Raw genomic sequence first — 16,776 nt, forward strand, 5'->3', positions numbered from 1 at the left:
GCGACGTGTGAAACATTAGCATCCCCGCGCGGGTGCTCCAAAACGGTTCCCGGGAGCGTCCGCGCAGGTCACCGATCACTCGTTCGCGGCGCGCGGGCGGGACTCGCCCTCGTACTGGTCGAACAGCGGGGTGCGGCCGCGGTCGATGCCGCGGGGGCGGGGGGGCTTGGGTTCCGCCGCGGGCTTCGGGGGGCCCGGCTGGGCGCGCAGGCGGGGTTCGGTCGGCTCCGCCGTGCTGGAGCGGGTCGGGCTCCAGGCGTCGGGGGCCGCCGGGCCGGTGGCACGGGGGGCGACGGGGGCGGTCACGTAGGTCGGCAGCGGGACCGGGACCGGCTCCCAGCTGTCGCCGCGCGCCGGGCCCCGCTCGCGCTCGCGCTGCTGGTCCACCCACTCCGCGTGGTCGGTCTGCTCCACCACCGCGCGCCGCCCCGCCTCCTGCGGGGACACCGGCGGCGCGGGGTCCGGTTCGGCGCCGGCCGCGGCCTCGGACTCCCGGCGGCGCGAGTGGTGCTCGCGCAGCCGCCGGGCGGCCGCCTCCGCGCGCCGGCGGTCCATGGTGAACTCGTAGCGGCGCCGCTCCTGGACCCGCAGGTGCACGATGTACGCGCTCAGCAGCAGCGCGGGGACGGCCGGAGCCCACAGGAAGCGCAGCCCGCCGACCGCGGCGACGACCGCGCCCAGCGTGAAGATCAGGAAGAGCAGCGCGGTGGTGCGCCTGCGGCGGGCGAGGACCTGGAGCCGCTGTTCGCGCCGGGCCCGCTCCGCCCGCTGCGCGCCCGCCGACCTCGGTTCCGCCCTGGTCGGGGGCACGACGAAAGCCCGGGCGTCGGCGTCCACGGAATTCACCGTTTCCGTCGCCGCGTCCGGGTCCGTGTGGGGCTGGGGTTCCACCTCTTCGGCACCGCGCTCACGCAGTCCCTTGGCGTAACGGCGCTCCATTCCCGCCCGGCCGGAAAGCAGCCGGATGGCAGTGGAGAAGCGTTCCGTCGGACGGGCTTCGTTCAGCTCGTCCTGCCTCCGGAGCCACATGGGCACCAAGTAGGCGGCCCAGGCCCCGACAATGACTGCGTAGATGAGGCCGCTGCTGCTCACACCCCACACCGTAGAGGGATGCGGCCGGGGGGATCGGCCAATTGAGCCGGTGTGTCGCGCGATCTCGCTGATATCACGGACTTTTTTTGTGATTCTTCGGATCAGGTTATGGACGAAGCGCGGCAGAATTCGAACGCTTTTGCGATTTCATGAATTAGGGGGGCTCTGCGGCCCCGTAGGGCCGTCTCCGTGCCGCGCCGCCGCCCTGCGGTGCCAGCGGCGCAGCAGCCCCTGCGGCACCTCCTCCGCCGTGAGCGCGAAGACGAGGTGGTCCCGCCAGGCGCCGTCGATGTGGAGGTAGCGCGGCCGCAGCCCCTCCTCGCGGAACCCCAGCTTCTCCACCACCCGGCGGCTCGGACCGTTCTCCGGCCGGATGCACACCTCGATCCGGTGCAGTCCGACCGTCATGAAGCAGTGGTCCACCGCCAGCGCGACGGCCGTCGGCATCACCCCGCGCCCCGCGACGTCGCGGTCCACCCAGTAGCCCACGTGGCCCGCGCACATCGACCCCCAGGTGATCCCGGCGACCGTCAACTGGCCGACCAGCCGCCCCTGGTACTCGATGACGAACGGCAGCATCCGCCCCGCGCCGGCCTCCGCCCGCAGGTGGCGCACCATCTGGCGGTACGTCGGCCGGTGGATGACCGGCCCCCACGGCGCGGGCGGCGGGATCGTGGCCTCCCACGGCCGCAGCCAGTCGCGGTTGCGGCGGTTGACCTCGCGCCACGCACGCTGGTCCCGCAGCTTTATCGGCCTGAGCGTGACGTCACCGTCCGTCAGCACCACGGGCCAGGACGGGCCGTTCAGCTCGCGCTCCCGGAGGGTCTGGGGTGATCGCCGCCCCGGATCTGGTCGACGGCGTGCAGCAGGATCCGCTCCAGCACCGCGAGGCCGTCGCGCACCCCGCCCGTCGAGCCGGGCAGGTTCACGATCAGGGTGCGGCCCGCCACGCCCGCCAGGCCCCGGGACAGCGCGGCCGTCGGCACCTTCGCCAGGCCCTCGGCGCGGATGGCCTGCGGGATGCCGGGGACCTCGTAGTCCAGGACCCGGGCGGTGGCGTCCGGGGTCCGGTCGGTCGGCGAGATGCCGGTGCCGCCGGTGGTCAGGACGACGTCGTACCCGGCGGCCACGCCCTCGCGCAGCGCCTCCTCGACGGGATCCCCGTCCGGCACCACGCGCGGCCCGTCCACGGCGAAGCCGAGCCGGCCGAGCCCGTCCGCCAGCAGCGGGCCGCCCTTGTCGGCGTACACGCCCGCCGAGGCGCGGTTCGAGGCGGTGACCACCAGGGCGCGCAGGGTGCGCACCGGCTCCCCGGCTGCCGGTTCTGCCGCCCAGGCCTCGCCCGCCACCGGCGGTACGTGGCTGTGGCTGAACGCCTCGCCGCCGCGCGGGGCGTTCATGCCCGGCTCCAGTCGCCGGACTTGCCGCCAGTCTTCTCCTCCACCCGGACGTCGGTGATGACCGCGCCCTTGTCGACGGCCTTGACCATGTCGATGACGGTGAGCCCGGCGACGGCGACCGCGGTCAGCGCCTCCATCTCCACGCCCGTGCGGTCGGTCGTCTTGACGGTGGCCAGGATCTCCACCGCGTCGTCGGCGACCGAGAGGTCGATCGTGACGCCGGAGACGGCCAGCGGGTGGCAGAGCGGGATCAGGTCGGGGGTCTTCTTCGCCCCCATGATCCCGGCGATCCGCGCGGTGGCGAGGGCGTCGCCCTTGGGGACGCCCTCGCCCCGCAGCAGCTCGATCACCCGGGGGGAGACGAGGACGCGCCCGCTGGCCCGGGCCGTCCGGGCGGTGACGTCCTTCGCCGAGACGTCGACCATCCGGGCCGCGCCGGCCTCGTCGATGTGCGTCAGCCTGCTGTGCTCAGGGGGTCCGGGGTTCTCCGCCCGGGAAAACGCTGCCATAGGTTCGTGCCGCTCCCGCTCCGGGCCCCACAAGGGCCCTGTGTGGTGCAACACGCTACCCGCACCGGCCGGTCCTCAGCCGAGCAGGACCACTTCCAGCTCGGCCCCCGGCTCCACCGTGGTGACGTCCTCCGGTACGACCATCAGCGAGTCGGCGTGCGCCAGGGCGGCGATCAGGTGGGAGCCCGATCCGCCGACCGGGCTGACGGTTCCGCTCTGCGCGTCGTACGCGCCGCGCAGGAACTGGCGGCGGCCCGCCGGGGAGCCGATCGCCCGGTCCGCCTTGAGCACGGCCCGTACGGCCGGACGCCTGACGTCGGGCAGGCCCATCAGCGCCCGGATCGCGGGGCGGACGAACAGCTCGAAGGAGACGTAGGACGACACCGGGTTGCCGGGCAGCGCCAGCAGCGGCGTGTGGTCGGGGCCGATGGTGCCGAAGCCCTGCGGCTTGCCCGGCTGCATGGCCAGCTTGCGGAAGTCGATCCCGCCGCCGTCGACCTCGTCGGAGCCGGTGGCGACCGCCGTCAGCGCCTCCTTGACGACGTCGTACGCGCCGACGCTGACCCCGCCCGTGGTGACCAGCAGGTCGGCCCGGATCAGCTGGTCCTCGATGGTGGCGCGCAGGGTGTCCGCGTCGTCCGCGACGGCGCCGACCCGGTAGGCGATGGCGCCGGCGTCCCGGGCGGCCGCCGCCAGCGCGAAGCTGTTCGAGTCGTAGATCGACCCGGCACCCAGGGCCTCCCCCGGCTGGACCAGCTCGCTGCCGGTGGACAGGACGACCACCCGGGGCCGCGGCCGGACCCGTACGCTGCCGCGCCCGATGGCGGCCAGCAGCGCGATCTGCGGCGGCCCGAGCACCGTACCGGCGGCCAGCGCCAGGTCGCCGGCCTGGACGTCGCTGCCGCGCGAGCGGACGTGCGCCCGCGCCTCGGCGGCCCGGTGCACCCGCACCTCGCCGCCCGCGCCCTCGGGCGCGGCGCTGGCCGGGCTCATCCCGGAGGCCGCGCCGCCCCCCGTGCCGCCGTCGGTCCACTCGACCGGTACGACGGCCTCCGCGCCGGGCGGCAGCGGGGCGCCGGTCATGATGCGGGCCGCCTGGCCGGGGCCCACGGTGGGCAGCTCACCGCTGCCCGCCGCGACGTCCCCGATCACCGTCAGCACCGCGGGGAACTCCTCGCTCGCCCCCTGGACGTCGGCCACCCGGACGGCGTAGCCGTCCATGGAGCTGTTGTCGAAGGGCGGCAGGGCGACGGGCACGGTGACGTCCTCGACCAGGACGCAGCCCTGGGCGTCGAGCAGCTGGAGCTCGATGGGCTCCAGCGGCCGGACGGCGGCGAGGACGTCCGCGAGGTGCTCGTCCACCGACCACAGACGGTGCGGGCCGGTGTCCTGCGGTGCGTCGGGGCTGCTCAAGGTGCTACATCTCCTCCGTGACGTAACGGTGAAGCCAGGTGCGGAACTCGGGGCCGAGGTCCTCCCGCTCGCACGCGAGCCGGACGATGGCCCGCAGGTAGTCGCCGCGGTCCCCGGTGTCGTAGCGGCGGCCCCGGAAGACCACGCCGTGCACCGGTCCGCCCACGCTCTCGTCGGCGGCAAGCTTCTGCAGGGCGTCGGTCAGCTGGATCTCGTTGCCGCGGCCCGGCTCGGTCTCCCGCAGTATGCCGAAGATCGCGGGGTTGAGGACATAGCGTCCGATGACCGCGTAGTTGCTCGGGGCGTCCGCGGGCTCCGGCTTCTCCACGAGTCCGGTGATCCGCACGACGTCCGGTTCGTCGGTGGCCTCGACGGCGGCGCAGCCGTAGAGGTGCACGCTCGCCGGGTCGACCTCCATCAGTGCGATGACGGTGCCGCCGGTGCGGGCGTGGACGTCGACCATCTGGCGCAGCAGCGGGTCGCGCGGGTCGATGAGGTCGTCACCGAGCAGGACGGCGAAGGGCTCGTCGCCGACGTGCGGCTCGGCGCAGAGCACGGCGTGGCCGAGGCCGCGCGGGTCGCCCTGGCGGACGTAGTGCATGGTGGCCAGGTCGCTGGATTCCTGGACCTTCTTGAGCCGGTCGTCGTCGCCCTTGGCGATGAGGGCGGACTCCAGTTCGTAGTTGCGGTCGAAGTGGTCTTCGAGCGCGCGCTTGTTACGTCCTGTGATCATGAGTACGTCGTCGAGCCCCGCCGAGACGGCCTCTTCGACCACGTATTGGATCGCGGGCTTGTCCACGACCGGAAGCATTTCCTTCGGGGTCGCCTTGGTCGCCGGAAGGAAGCGAGTGCCGAGGCCCGCGGCCGGGATGACGGCCTTCTTGATCACGGGGTGCAACTGATTCATGCGCAGAACGATAGTGGGTTACGCAGAAACGCCAGGTCAGATTCCGGGGAGAAGCTCCCGGTCTGTGCCGTTTCGAAAGGAAATCTGATCCAGCTGTGGTAGGCAACCAGTCAGACGCGTCCGGCCGGAGGGCGGCCCGCGTGGCCGAGAAGGCGGCCTTGCGCCGCGAGCTGCTCGCGGCCCGCCGCGCCCGCTCCCCCGAGTCGCGCCGCGCGGCGGCCCGCGCGCTCGTCCGCTCCGCCTCGGGTCTGCCCGAACTGGCCGGAGCGGCAACGGTCGCCGCGTACGTCTCCGTCGGCACCGAACCCGGCACCCGTGAACTGCTCGACGCGCTGCGGGCGGCCGGGAAGCGGGTCCTGCTGCCGCTGCTCCTGCCCGACAACGACCTCGACTGGGCGGTGTACGAGGGCCCGGACGGCCTCACCGAGACCGCGCACGCGGGAAAGATGGCTCTGCTGGAGCCGTCCGGGCCGCCGCTGGGCCCGGAGGCGGTGACCGGGGCGGACGCCGTCCTGCTGCCGGGGCTCGCCGTCGACGCGCGCGGGATGCGGCTCGGGCGCGGCGGGGGCTCGTACGACAGGGTGCTGGAGCGGCTGGAGCGCGCCGGGGCGCACCCCGCGCTGGTGGTGCTCCTCTACGACGAAGAGGTGGTCGCGCGGGTCCCGGAGGAACCGCACGACCACCCCGTCCGGGCGGTGGCCACCCCGTCGGGGGTGTTCCGCTTCTGACCGCCCTACGGCTTGAGCGTCAGGGTGTCGACCGTGGCCTTGTCCACGGCCTCCTTGCCGAACGGCCAGTCCAGCAGCTCGCCCTTGGCCCACAGCGTGGTCTGGTCGGTGTAGTGGGAGTTGTACGCGTGCCCCGAGGCGCCGGTCAGGTTGATCCAGCGGGACTTGTCGAGGTCGTTGAGGTTGACGACCATCCGCATCGACGGCACCCAGGTGACCCCGTAGCCGCTGGAGGCGTTCCAGCCGGTGGCGTTGACGGTGGCCTCACCGCCGCCCAGGTTCCACGGACCGCGGTTCAGCAGCCACCGCATGAAGCCGGGGCCCTCGGTGCCGATCGTCTGGTTCCTGAGCGTCAGCTGGTGCAGCCGGCCCCAGCTCCAGGTCGACTGGTCCTTGCCGAGCTTGGCGGTCAGCTCCCAGCGGGCGTCCTTCATGGCCCGGGCGAACAGCTCGTCCCGGGTCGTGGTCGGCTTCTCCCGCACGGTGCCGGGCGACTTCCACCACGCCGAATTCTCGTCCTTGACCAGGCGGCGGACCACCTCGAACCAGCGGTCGCCGCCGTCCGGCTGCGCGGTGTCGGGGCCGCGGGTCCCGCACTCGCGGACGACGTCGGCGAGGTCGTCGGCGGGTCCGTTGCCGCTGTCCTGGACGTTCATGCAGCTGTTGGTGACGCGCAGCTCCTTCGGCATCTTGTCGCCGAAGGCGCGCTTGAGGATGTTGCGCCACACGGCGTTGAAGTAGGCGGCCGCCGCCGAGTCGGGTTCCTGGGTGTAGTTCCAGCCCTCCAGCAGCTTCTGCGCCGAGCGCACGTCCGGGTCGGAGACCTGGATCTTGGCCAGCATCGGCGTCAGCAGCGCGGCGATCTCGCTGCTGTTGTCCATCTGCATGGTGCGCATGTCATCGGTGGAGATCTTGCCGTTGTCCTTGGTCTTCGCCTCGATGAGGTCGTTGATCCGCTGGCTCCGGGCGCCGTAACCCCAGTCGGTGGTCAGCACGTACGGGTACTTGCCCGCGCCGGTGCCGCTCTCGGTGACGGCCTGGTTGGCCGTCACGATGTAGCCGCGCGCCGGGTTCAAGTCGTACGGCATCTCGTCCTGGGGGACGTAGCCGGTCGCGCCGTCCTTGCCGCCCTTCCAGGCGTACTTCGGGTCCCAGCCGGGCGCCGGCATGCGGCCGTCGCCGGCGCCGCGGATCGGGATGCGGCCCGGGGCCTGGTAGCCGATGTTGCCGCTCGGACCCTTGTTGTCGGCGTAGATCAGGTTCTGGGACGGGACCTCGAAGTCGCGGGCGGCGGCGCGGAAGCCCGCGAAGTCCTTGGCCCGGTCGAGCTTGAAGACCGCGTCCATCGACTTGCCCGGGTCCAGCGCCGTCCACCGCAGGGCCACGCCGTAGCCGTCTCCGCGGTCGGGGGCGGAGCCGGAGACCGGGGCGCGGGAGCCGACCGTGGCCAGCTCGTCGCTGCGGTCGGAGATGAGCGGGCCGTTGTTGGTGGTGCGGACCGTGATCCGCTTGCTCTTGCCGCCCGCGACCTTGATCTCCTCTTCACGGGTCGTGAAGGGGACCACCTTGTTGTCGTAGACGTAGCCGTCCGGCTTGATCTGCTCCAGGTAGAGATCGGTGACGTCGGCGCCGAGGTTGGTCATGCCCCAGGCGATGTCGGCGTTGTGGCCGATGACCACGCCCGGCATGCCGGAGAAGGTGAAGCCGGCCACGTCGTACTGGCACTGGGGCGAGGCCGCACGGCAGTGCAGGCCCATCTGGTACCAGACGGAGGGCAGCTGCGGTGCGAGGTGCGGGTCGTTCGCGAGCAGCGGCTTGCCGGTGGTCGTGTACTTGCCCGCCACGACCCAGGAGTTCGAGCCGATGCCGCTGCCGTTGGGGCCGAGGATGGCCGGGATCTCGTCGAGGGTCTTGGCGAGGGAGGACAGCTGGGTGCGCAGGCCGACGCTCGCGCCCTGGGCGGAGGCGTTGTCGGCGAGGCCGGTGGTGATGCCGCCGTTCGGGGTCGCCTGGGAGCCGGTGCCGGTGACCGTGGACCCCGTGCCCGTGCCGGCTCCGGTTCCGGTTCCGGTGGAGCCGGTACCCGTGGTGCCCGTGGATGCCGCGCCCTGGGGGGCGTACTTGCCGCCGGAGACGGCGCCGCCCTCGACGATCGGCTTGTTCCGGTCGAAGGGGTACGGCGGGTACAGGTCGTCGATCTGCTGCGGCGAAAGCTTGCCGGCCATCAGCGAGCGGTCGATCTCGTCCTGCATGTTGCCGCGCAGGTCCCAGGCCATCGCCTTGAGCCAGGCCACCGAGTCCACCGGCGTCCACTGCTCCGGCGTGTAGTCGCCGGTCAGCTTGAGGGCCGCGTGCTCCACGGAGAGGTCCTTGCCGGACTTCCCCTTGAGGTAGGCGTTGACCCCGTCGGCGTACGCCTGGAGGTACTTCTTGGTCTCCGGCGAGAGCTTGGTGTCGTACTCGGTCTGCGCGACCTGGCGCCAGCCCAGCGTGCGCAGGAAGGCGTCGGTCTCGACCTGGCCGGAGCCGAACATCTCGGAGAGCCGCCCGGAGGTCATGTGGCGGCGGACGTCCATCTCCCAGAAGCGGTCCTGCGCGTGGACGAAGCCCTGCGCGCGGAAGAGGTCCTCGTCGTTGTCGGCGTAGAGCTGCGGGATCCCGTGGTCGTCGCGTTTGACCTCGACGGCCGCGGTCAGGCCGGGCAGCTTGAGGGAGCCGGTGGTCTGGGGATAGGAGGCACGGACGCCGTCGACGCTCCAGTACGCCCCGTAGCCGAGTCCCGCCAAGAGCGCCAGGACCATGACGAGCACGATCAGACGTGCGCGTCGTCCCTTCTTCTTGACGGAAGGGCCGGATGAGTTGGCGGGCATCGCTGTCCTTAGAGGGGCAGGGTGGTCCTGGGATTGCTGGAAGCCACCATAGGCGCAGGACCGCCCTCGATGATCCGCCAGGGGTCGAGGTCCGTAGGACAGGGGCGGGCGCACGTTTCACAATGTGGTTGTCGAGTAAAGACTCCGTCAAAGATTAGGTAAGGTAACGAAGTACTTGTCGCACGTGCCTCCGGAGGAACGATCCGTCACGGCACATGGAGGGAAAGGGCCGCCCGCTGACTGTCCACCAGCTCAATGAGCTCCTGCTGGTCTGCTCGCTCGTGCTGCTCGTCGCGGTAGCGGCGGTACGCGTCTCCTCGCGCAGCGGTCTGCCCAGCCTGCTCATCTACCTCGGCATAGGCATAGCGATAGGCCAGGACGGCATAGGCAACGTCGTTTTCGACAACGCCGAGCTGACCCAGGTCATCGGCTACGCCGCACTCGTCGTGATCCTCGCCGAGGGCGGTCTGGGCACCAAGTGGAAAGAGATCAAACCGGCCCTGCCGGCGGCGATCGCACTCTCCCTCGTCGGGGTGGCGATCAGCGTGGGGGTCACGGCGGCCGGGGCGCACTACCTGGTCGGGCTGGAGTGGCGCCAGGCCCTGCTGATCGGCGCGGTCGTCTCCTCGACCGACGCCGCGGCCGTCTTCTCGGTGCTGCGCAAGGTGCCCCTCCCGTCCCGCGTGACGGGTGTGCTGGAGGCGGAGTCCGGCTTCAACGACGCCCCCGTGGTCATCCTGGTGGTGTCCTTCGCGACCGTCGGACCGGTGGACGACTGGTACGTCCTGATCGGCAAGATCGCCCTCGAACTGGCCATCGGCATCGCCATCGGCCTCACGGTGGGCTTCGTGGGCGCGTACGGCCTGCGGCACGTGGCGCTGCCCGCCTCCGGCCTCTACCCGATCGCCGTGATGGCCATCGCGATCACCGCGTACGCGGCCGGCGCGATGGCGCACGGCTCCGGCTTCCTCGCGGTGTACCTGGCGGCGATGGTCCTCGGGAACGCGAAGCTGCCGCACTGGCCCGCCACCCGGGGGTTCGCGGACGGGCTCGGCTGGATCGCCCAGATCGGCATGTTCGTCCTGCTCGGCCTGCTGGTGACCCCCCACGAGCTGGCCGGGGACTTCTGGCCCGCGGTGATCATCGGACTGGTGCTGACGATGGTGGCGCGGCCGCTGGAGGTGTTCGTCAGCCTGCTGCCCTTCCGGATCCCGTGGCAGGAGCAGGCCCTGATGTCGTGGGCGGGCCTTCGTGGCGCCGTGCCCATCATCTTGGCCACCATCCCGATGGTGACCGGGATCGAGGGCAGCGACCGGGTCTTCAACATCGTCTTCGTGCTCGTCGTCGTCTACACACTGGTCCAGGGCCCGACCCTGCCGTGGCTGGCGCGCAAGCTCGAACTCGGCGCCACGGACGAGGCGGCGGACCTGGGCATCGAGTCCGCGCCGCTGGAGAAGCTGCGCGGGCACCTGCTGTCCTTCGCCATACCGCCGGCCTCGCGGATGCACGGCGTGGAGGTCGGTGAGCTGCGGCTCCCGGCCGGGGCGTCGGTGACGCTGGTGGTCCGGGACGCCAAGAGCTTCGTACCGGCGCCGTCGACGGTACTGCGCCGGGGGGACGAGCTGTTGGTGGTGGCGACGGACCAGGTGCGGGACGCGGCGGAGGCTCGGCTCCGGGCGGTCGCGCGGGGCGGCAAGCTCGCGGGGTGGCTGGGGGCGGGCTCGAACGGGGCTTGAAACGGGGCCGGAGCGGGCTGTGGTCGGGCCGGAGCGGGCTGGAAACGGGGCCGGAGCGGAGTGCCGGCGGGCCTGAGCGGAGCGTTAGAGCAACGTTCTAAATCTGTGATTTCGCGGTTCGGTGCGTGTTTCTGCCCTGCTTTGCGGGTATGCGGAATGCGAACTTCCAGTTAATCGCAGGTGAACCCATAACTTGTCGCCGGAATCACAGGACGCAAGGGGAGCTCTGCCTGTACGATAAAGGCACACCAGAACGAACCAACTCTGCCTGACGCAGAGCTGGCGCGACCGCAAAGCGGCCGTGGCCCCCGCAGTGGGCGCCCAGGTATCACTCGGTTCTGCGCAAGAGGACAGCTCTCGGGGCTCCCACATGTACGGGTGCGACTCGCCCACAAGGTGACGCACCGTCCGCAGACGGGGAGTTCTACCAGGCAGCGGAAAGGCAAGGCCGTGACATCCGCGGTCACGACCGAATCGTCCGCCCGCCCCGGCTACGGGCAGCTCCTGCGCACTCCCGGCGCCCTCGGCTTCCTGCTCCCGGGCTTCGCCGCCCGCCTGCCGTTCGGCATGCTGACCATCAGCATCCTGCTGCTCGTCCAGCACACCACCGGCTCCTACGCCAACGCCGGCATCGTCTCGGCCGTCACCGGCATCTCCATGGCGCTGTGCGCCCCCCTGATGGGCAACCTGACCGACAAGCACGGCCAGAGCGCCGTCCTGCTGCCGGTCGTACTCGTCCACGCCGCCGCCGTGAGCGCCCTGGTCGCGCTCGCGCTGCTCGGAGCCCCCGTCCTCGCCATCGCCGCCGCCGCGATCCCGGCCGGCGCCTCCGTACCGCAGGTCGGTCCGATGGTCCGGGCCCGCTGGGCCGCCAAGCTGGAGGGCTCGCCGCTGCTGCCGACCGCCGCCGCGTTCGAGTCCGTCACCGACGAGTTCACCTTCGTCGTCGGCCCGGTCCTCGCGACCGCGCTGTGCACCGGCCTGCACCCCTCGGCCGGCCTCATCACCGAAGCCACCCTGTCGCTGCTCGGCGGCCTGCTCTTCGCCGCCCAGCGCGCCACCCAGCCCAAGGGGCACGCCCAGACCGCCACCGGCGGCGAGCGCGCCTCGGCCCTGTCCTTCCCGGGCCTGCGCGTCCTGATCGTCGCCTTCCTCGGGATCGGCGCCGTCTTCGGCGGCATGCAGGTCTCGATGGCCGCCTTCTCCAGCGAGATGGGCAACCCCGGCGCGAACGGCCTGCTGTACGGCGTCTTCGCGGCGGGCAACATGCTCGCCGGCATCGCCTGCGGCGCCATCGCCTGGAAGATCGGCCCGCGCCGCCGGCTGCTGCTCGGCTACATCGGGCTGACCGCCACCGCGTCGCTGCTGTGGACCGCCGACTCGATGGTCCTGCTGGCCGCCATCGGCCTGCTCGTCGGTCTGTGCATCGCCCCGGCCCTGATCACCGGCTACACGATGATCGAGGCGCTGATCCCGGCGAACGCCCGCACGGAGGCCTTCACCTGGCTGACCGGTGCGGTCGCCTTCGGGCAGGCCATCGCCGTGATCGTGGCCGGCCGCCTGACGGACGCGCACGGGTCCTCGTACGGGTTCCTCGTGCCGGCGGCCGCCACGGCGCTGGCGCTGGTCACGCTGCTGTCCCTGCGGGCGAAGCTCGCGCCGAGGGCGGGCGGCAGGATCGTCAGCTCTTCCGACACCCCGCAGGGCCGGGAAGACCGGGGCCGGCAGCGGGACCTCACCACCGTCTGAGGGTGGTGTCGGTCACCGCGCGGCCGAGATCGGTGGACTGTTCCGCCGGAATACGTCACCATGGAGCGTCGTTAGCACTCATTGAGTGAGAGTGCCAGGAGGAAATTCGTGCCGACCTACCAGTACCAGTGCACCGAGTGCGGTGAGGGCCTTGAGGCCGTGCAGAAGTTCACCGATGACGCACTGACCGTGTGCCCGAACTGCGACGGACGCCTGAAGAAGGTGTTCTCTGCGGTCGGCATCGTCTTCAAGGGCTCCGGTTTCTACCGGAACGACAGCCGCGGTGCGTCGTCGAGCAGCACGCCTGCTTCGAAGCCGGCTTCGTCCACGACGTCGGCGCCGGCCGCCCCGGCCGCCTCGTCGTCGACCTCGTCGACCACGAGCAGCAGCTCCACCTCGGCCGCCTGACCCGTCCGCATTCCGTAAGGCCCCGCAGCCCCCACCTGGGCAGCGGGGCCTTGCGCGTGCCCGGCTAGGGTGACCGGTATGGCGAACGCAGAGATCGGTGTCATCGGCGGTTCGGGGTTCTACTCCTTCCTGGAGGACGTCTCCGAGATACGGGTGGAGACCCCGTACGGGCCCCCCAGCGACTCCCTGTACCTGGGCGAGCTGGCCGGCCGGTCGGTGGCGTTCCTGCCGCGGCACGGGCGCAGCCACACGGTGCCGCCGCACAAGATCAACTACCGCGCCAACCTGTGGGCGCTGCGCTCGGTCGGCGTGCGTCAGGTGCTGGGGCCGTGCGCGGTCGGTGGTCTGCGGACCGAGTACGGGCCGGGCACGCTGCTCGTGCCGGACCAGCTGGTGGACCGTACGAAGTCCCGGGCGCAGACCTTCTTCGACGGGGAGCCGCTGCCGGACGGATCGGTGCCGAACGTCGTGCACACCACCTTCGCCGACCCGTACTGCCCGCTCGGCCGGGCGGCGGCGATGGGTGCGGCGCGCGGGCGCGGCTGGGAGCCGGTGGACGGCGGCACGATGGTCGTGGTGGAGGGCCCCCGGTTCTCGACGCGTGCCGAATCGCTCTTCCACGCGGCCATGGGGTGGTCGGTGGTCGGTATGACCGGGCACCCGGAGGCGGTCCTCGCGCGGGAGCTGGGCCTCTGCTACACCTCGATGGCCCTGGTGACGGACCTGGACGCGGGCGCCGAGACGGGCGAGGGCGTCTCCCACACGGAGGTGCTGAGGGTGTTCGGCGAGAACGTCGGGCGGCTGCGCGAGGTCCTGTTCGACGCGGTCGCGGCCCTGCCGCCGACGGAGTCCCGGGACTGCCTGTGCACGCACGCGCACGACGGCTGGGACCTGGGCATCGAGCTGCCGTAGCGGCCCGGACCCACCCCTGGGGGTGACGGGGTTTTCCACAACCTGGGGACCGTCCACAGGCGCGAGCGGGATCCGCCGCCGGGACGGATCGTGAGGGGTGTCCGGACGCCGGGTCCGGGCACCGAACTCACAGCCAGGCGGTGTTCAGCATGTCCGCGTTCCTTTCCCCGCAGCTCTCCCCGTCCGTGTCCCCTTCCTGTTCTCCCTCGTCTTCTTTCCCTTCCTCGTCGGGCTCGGGTTCTTCGGGCTCTTCGGGCTCTTCGGGCCCGACTCCCGCGTGCCTGCCCGGTCGCCCCGTACCGCTCTTCCCGCCGCTGCGCGTGGGGCGTGGCGGGGACCGCCTCAGGCGCGCCCTGCGACGCCGGCGGCGGGCGGGGGCTGCCGGGCTGGCCGTCGTTGCGGCCGCCCTTGCGGTGGGTGGGACGGAGGCGCGGGCATATCGGGGCGCCGGGCCCCCGGATGCGGGACCGCCGCCCGCAGTCGCGCGGATGGCGTCGGCGCCCGTACGCATCGCGGACGGGGCCACGGTGCGGCTGCTGCGGCCCGGGGACCGGGTGGACGTGGTGGCGGCTGAGCGCGCCGGGCAGCCCCGGGTGGTCGCGGTCGCGGCCCGGGTCGCGCGGGTGCCGGAGCCGGAGAAGGTGCCGGGCGACGGCGGGGCCCTGGTGGTCCTGTCCGTGCCCCGGGAGACCGCGCGGGCCCTGGTGGGCGCCGGCAGCGTGTCACGGCTGGCGGTGACACTGTGCTGAATCGGACAGGTGGCCGGTCACACCGTCTTGGGACGGGCCTCAATTGGACAGGCGGGGTCCCGGCTGCCGTATTTTTCGGAACGGTTGGCTCCGTGTTCCGTAGATGGTTCCGCAGATGGTTCCGCAGATGCGAGATGAGGCTCAGTCGTGAGCAAGAAGAACGAGAGCGTCCTGGCAGGCTTCAAGGCCTTCCTGATGCGCGGCAACGTCGTCGACCTGGCGGTGGCCGTGGTCATCGGCGCCGCGTTCACCAACATCGTGAACTCCGTGGTGAAGGGGATCATCAGTCCGCTGGTGGGTGCCTTCGGCACGAAGAACCTGGACGTCTACTCGTCCTGCTTGAAGGCCCCGTGCGGCGTCGACGCGAAGGGGGAACCCACCGGCGTGAACATCATGTGGGGTTCGGTGCTGAACGCCACGCTGACCTTCCTGATCACCGCCGCGGTCGTCTACTTCCTGATGGTGCTGCCGATGGCCAAGTACCTGGCCAGGACGGAGGAGCGGCGCAAGGCCCGGGAAGGCGTCCAGGAGACCATGGAGATCACCGAGCTGGAGGTCCTCAAGGAGATCCGCGACAACCTGGTCGCCCAGCGCACCGGCTCAGGCCCGGCGGGCGGCCACGCCCAGTCCCAGGGACCGGGTTACGGTCAGGGGCGCGACGGCTCGGTCTGAGCCCCGGCGCTCAGGCGTGGTGCGGGGGCTTCTCGTCGAGGAAGCGGGCCAGGTCGGCCGCGCTGCCGCCGGCGGGGGGCCGCTCGCCCCAGCCGCGGTCCGTGTCGTCCGAGGACTGCTGGTCGAGCGGGTCGCCGAAGTCGAGCTTCGGCTTCGGCTTGAACTCGGGCTTCGGCCGGGACCTCGGCTGGGGCTTCGCCGCCGTGGCGGGCGCGGCGGCCGCGGGGCCGGTCGTGGAACCCGACGGGTCCGCGGGGTCCTGGCGGTCGGAGGCGGGGGCGGTGCTCATGCCCTCAGGGTACGGCCGCTCCAGCCGGAGCCACCGCTCAGCCGCAGGCCCCCGGGCCCTTGCCGGCGTAGGACCACCGGCTCACATCGCGAGACGCGGGGCGGCGTGCGGCCCCCCGTTTCACCGCGGGCCCGCGCGCCTCGGGTGCCGGCCGGCGGAGGGCTGCTGTCCTGGGCGTCATGATCTACGTACCTATGACCGCCCGGCGCACGGACGAGGCGCACCGGACCGCGACGCCGCTGGAGCTGTTCTTCGACCTCTGCTTCGTCGTCGCGGTCGCCCAGGCCGGGGGACGGCTGGTCCACGCACTGGCCGAGGGGCACGTCGGCGCCGGCATCACCGGCTACCTCTTCGTCTTCTTCGGGGTGTTCTGGGCCTGGCTCAACTTCTCCTGGTTCGCCTCCGCCTACGACTGCGACGACATCCCGTACCGAGTGGCGACCCTGGTCCAGATCGCCGGTGTGCTGATCTACGCGGCGGGGGTGCCGCGTGCCTTCGACAGCCAGGACTGGACCGTGGCGGTCGTCGGCTACGTGGTGATGCGCATCGCGCTGACCGCACAGTGGTTGCGCGCCGCCGCGGGCGAGAGCGGCCCGGCCCGGCGCTCGGCGCTGATCTACGCCGCCGGTCTGGTGGTGTGCCAGGCGGGCTGGATCGCCATGCTCGCGGCTCCGGTGGAGGCACGGCGCTGGCTGTTCCTGGTGCTGGTGCTGGCCGAGCTCTCCGTCCCGGTGATCGCCGAGAGGCATCACCAGACGGCCTGGCACCCCCACCACATCGTGGAGCGGTACGGCCTGTTCACCCTGATCGTCCTCGGCGAGACGGTCTCGGCGAGCACCGTCGCCGTTCAGTCCGCCCTCGACGAGCACGAGGCACTGGGTGTGCTGCTGCCGATCGCGGCCGGCGGCCTGCTGATCGTCTTCGGCGCCTGGTGGATCTACTTCGCGGTCCCCGCGCACGAGCGGCTGTCCACCGACCGCCAGGCGATCCCCTGGGGTTACGGGCACTACGTGATCCTCGGTGCGGCGGCGGCCGTCGGCGCCGGGATGGAAGTGGCGGTCGAGCACGCTGTCGGACAGGCCCACATCTCGCAGCTGGCGGCCAATCTGACGGTCACCGTGCCCACCGCCCTGTACCTGGCGGCCGTCTGGTTCCTGCACGCCCGCCACTTCAAGCGCACGACGGCCCAGCAGTTGCTGCTTCCGCTGTCGGCGCTGGCGATCCTCGCCTGTGCATGGACCGGGGAGTACGCGGTGCTGTGGGCCGGCCTCGTCATGGGGGCCTCGGTGGCGGTGGGCGTGACCTTGACCGAGCGGACGCGTTCTGGTGCGTGAGTACAGAC

General features: G+C 71.9%; 16 protein-coding genes. 8 read left to right on the forward strand and 8 right to left on the reverse strand.

Annotation, left to right across the window (positions count from 1 at the left end):
- Positions 1 to 75: 75 nt before the first annotated feature.
- The 6 genes from sepX to galU form a co-directional block, all read right to left on the reverse strand.
- Positions 76 to 1,092: a divisome protein SepX/GlpR gene (gene sepX / locus IE207_RS23795; protein WP_190186323.1), complete on the reverse strand. Its 1,017-nt coding sequence runs from the start codon at positions 1,090 to 1,092 to the stop codon at positions 76 to 78.
- A gap of 147 nt (positions 1,093 to 1,239) precedes the next feature.
- Complete coding sequence (locus IE207_RS23800) at positions 1,240 to 1,878, reverse strand: GNAT family N-acetyltransferase (RefSeq protein WP_190186324.1); 639 nt, start codon at positions 1,876 to 1,878, stop codon at positions 1,240 to 1,242.
- Between the two features lie 17 nt (positions 1,879 to 1,895).
- Positions 1,896 to 2,492: a MogA/MoaB family molybdenum cofactor biosynthesis protein gene (locus IE207_RS23805; RefSeq protein WP_229873925.1), complete on the reverse strand. Its 597-nt coding sequence runs from the start codon at positions 2,490 to 2,492 to the stop codon at positions 1,896 to 1,898.
- Complete coding sequence (gene moaC, locus IE207_RS23810) at positions 2,489 to 3,001, reverse strand: cyclic pyranopterin monophosphate synthase MoaC (RefSeq protein ID WP_190186325.1); 513 nt, start codon at positions 2,999 to 3,001, stop codon at positions 2,489 to 2,491. Before moaC ends, IE207_RS23805 begins: the two co-directional genes overlap by 4 nt.
- 75 nt (positions 3,002 to 3,076) lie before the next feature.
- Complete coding sequence (gene glp, locus IE207_RS23815) at positions 3,077 to 4,414, reverse strand: molybdotransferase-like divisome protein Glp (protein ID WP_229873926.1); 1,338 nt, start codon at positions 4,412 to 4,414, stop codon at positions 3,077 to 3,079.
- A 4-nt stretch (positions 4,415 to 4,418) separates the two neighbouring features.
- Positions 4,419 to 5,321 carry a UTP--glucose-1-phosphate uridylyltransferase GalU gene (galU, locus tag IE207_RS23820; protein ID WP_190186326.1) on the reverse strand — a complete coding sequence of 301 codons (903 nt, stop codon included), beginning with the start codon at positions 5,319 to 5,321 and terminating at the stop codon, positions 4,419 to 4,421.
- Between the two features lie 140 nt (positions 5,322 to 5,461).
- On the opposite strand from galU, the gene IE207_RS23825 reads away from it, so the two are divergent.
- A complete protein-coding gene (locus tag IE207_RS23825) occupies positions 5,462 to 6,049 on the forward strand; it encodes a 5-formyltetrahydrofolate cyclo-ligase (RefSeq protein WP_190186327.1) in 588 nt (195 codons plus the stop codon).
- A gap of 5 nt (positions 6,050 to 6,054) precedes the next feature.
- Here the strand turns inward: IE207_RS23825 and IE207_RS23830 are convergent, their stop codons facing one another.
- On the reverse strand, positions 6,055 to 8,919 hold the full coding sequence (locus IE207_RS23830; protein WP_190186328.1) for a penicillin acylase family protein: 2,865 nt from the start codon (positions 8,917 to 8,919) through the stop codon (positions 6,055 to 6,057).
- 215 nt (positions 8,920 to 9,134) lie between these two features.
- Between IE207_RS23830 and IE207_RS23835 the strand changes: the two genes are divergently transcribed.
- From IE207_RS23835 to mscL, 6 genes are all read left to right on the forward strand, one after another.
- On the forward strand, positions 9,135 to 10,655 hold the full coding sequence (locus IE207_RS23835; protein ID WP_190186329.1) for a potassium/proton antiporter: 1,521 nt from the start codon (positions 9,135 to 9,137) through the stop codon (positions 10,653 to 10,655).
- A 450-nt stretch (positions 10,656 to 11,105) separates the two neighbouring features.
- Positions 11,106 to 12,404 carry an MFS transporter gene (locus tag IE207_RS23840; RefSeq protein WP_190186330.1) on the forward strand — a complete coding sequence of 433 codons (1,299 nt, stop codon included), beginning with the start codon at positions 11,106 to 11,108 and terminating at the stop codon, positions 12,402 to 12,404.
- 108 nt (positions 12,405 to 12,512) lie between these two features.
- On the forward strand, positions 12,513 to 12,812 hold the full coding sequence (locus IE207_RS23845; RefSeq protein ID WP_190186331.1) for an FmdB family zinc ribbon protein: 300 nt from the start codon (positions 12,513 to 12,515) through the stop codon (positions 12,810 to 12,812).
- Positions 12,813 to 12,890: 78 nt separating this feature from the next.
- Positions 12,891 to 13,724 (forward strand): S-methyl-5'-thioadenosine phosphorylase, encoded by an 834-nt coding sequence (locus IE207_RS23850; protein WP_190186332.1) that lies wholly within the window; start codon positions 12,891 to 12,893, stop codon positions 13,722 to 13,724.
- Positions 13,725 to 14,212: 488 nt separating this feature from the next.
- Positions 14,213 to 14,473 carry a hypothetical protein gene (locus IE207_RS34000; protein WP_308433656.1) on the forward strand — a complete coding sequence of 87 codons (261 nt, stop codon included), beginning with the start codon at positions 14,213 to 14,215 and terminating at the stop codon, positions 14,471 to 14,473.
- 147 nt (positions 14,474 to 14,620) lie between these two features.
- The gene (gene mscL, locus IE207_RS23860; RefSeq protein WP_190186333.1) at positions 14,621 to 15,145 is read left to right on the forward strand and encodes a large conductance mechanosensitive channel protein MscL; all 525 of its coding nucleotides are present in this window, start codon (positions 14,621 to 14,623) and stop codon (positions 15,143 to 15,145) included.
- 10 nt (positions 15,146 to 15,155) lie between these two features.
- Here the strand turns inward: mscL and IE207_RS23865 are convergent, their stop codons facing one another.
- Positions 15,156 to 15,434, reverse strand: coding sequence for a hypothetical protein (locus IE207_RS23865; RefSeq protein ID WP_190186334.1), 279 nt, complete (start codon positions 15,432 to 15,434; stop codon positions 15,156 to 15,158).
- Positions 15,435 to 15,613: 179 nt separating this feature from the next.
- On the opposite strand from IE207_RS23865, the gene IE207_RS23870 reads away from it, so the two are divergent.
- Positions 15,614 to 16,768, forward strand: coding sequence for a low temperature requirement protein A (locus IE207_RS23870; protein WP_229873927.1), 1,155 nt, complete (start codon positions 15,614 to 15,616; stop codon positions 16,766 to 16,768).
- Positions 16,769 to 16,776 lie beyond the last annotated feature (8 nt).

This window comes from Streptomyces cirratus (assembly GCF_014650775.1).
In the GTDB taxonomy this organism is placed as follows: Bacteria; Actinomycetota; Actinomycetes; order Streptomycetales; family Streptomycetaceae; genus Streptomyces; species Streptomyces cirratus.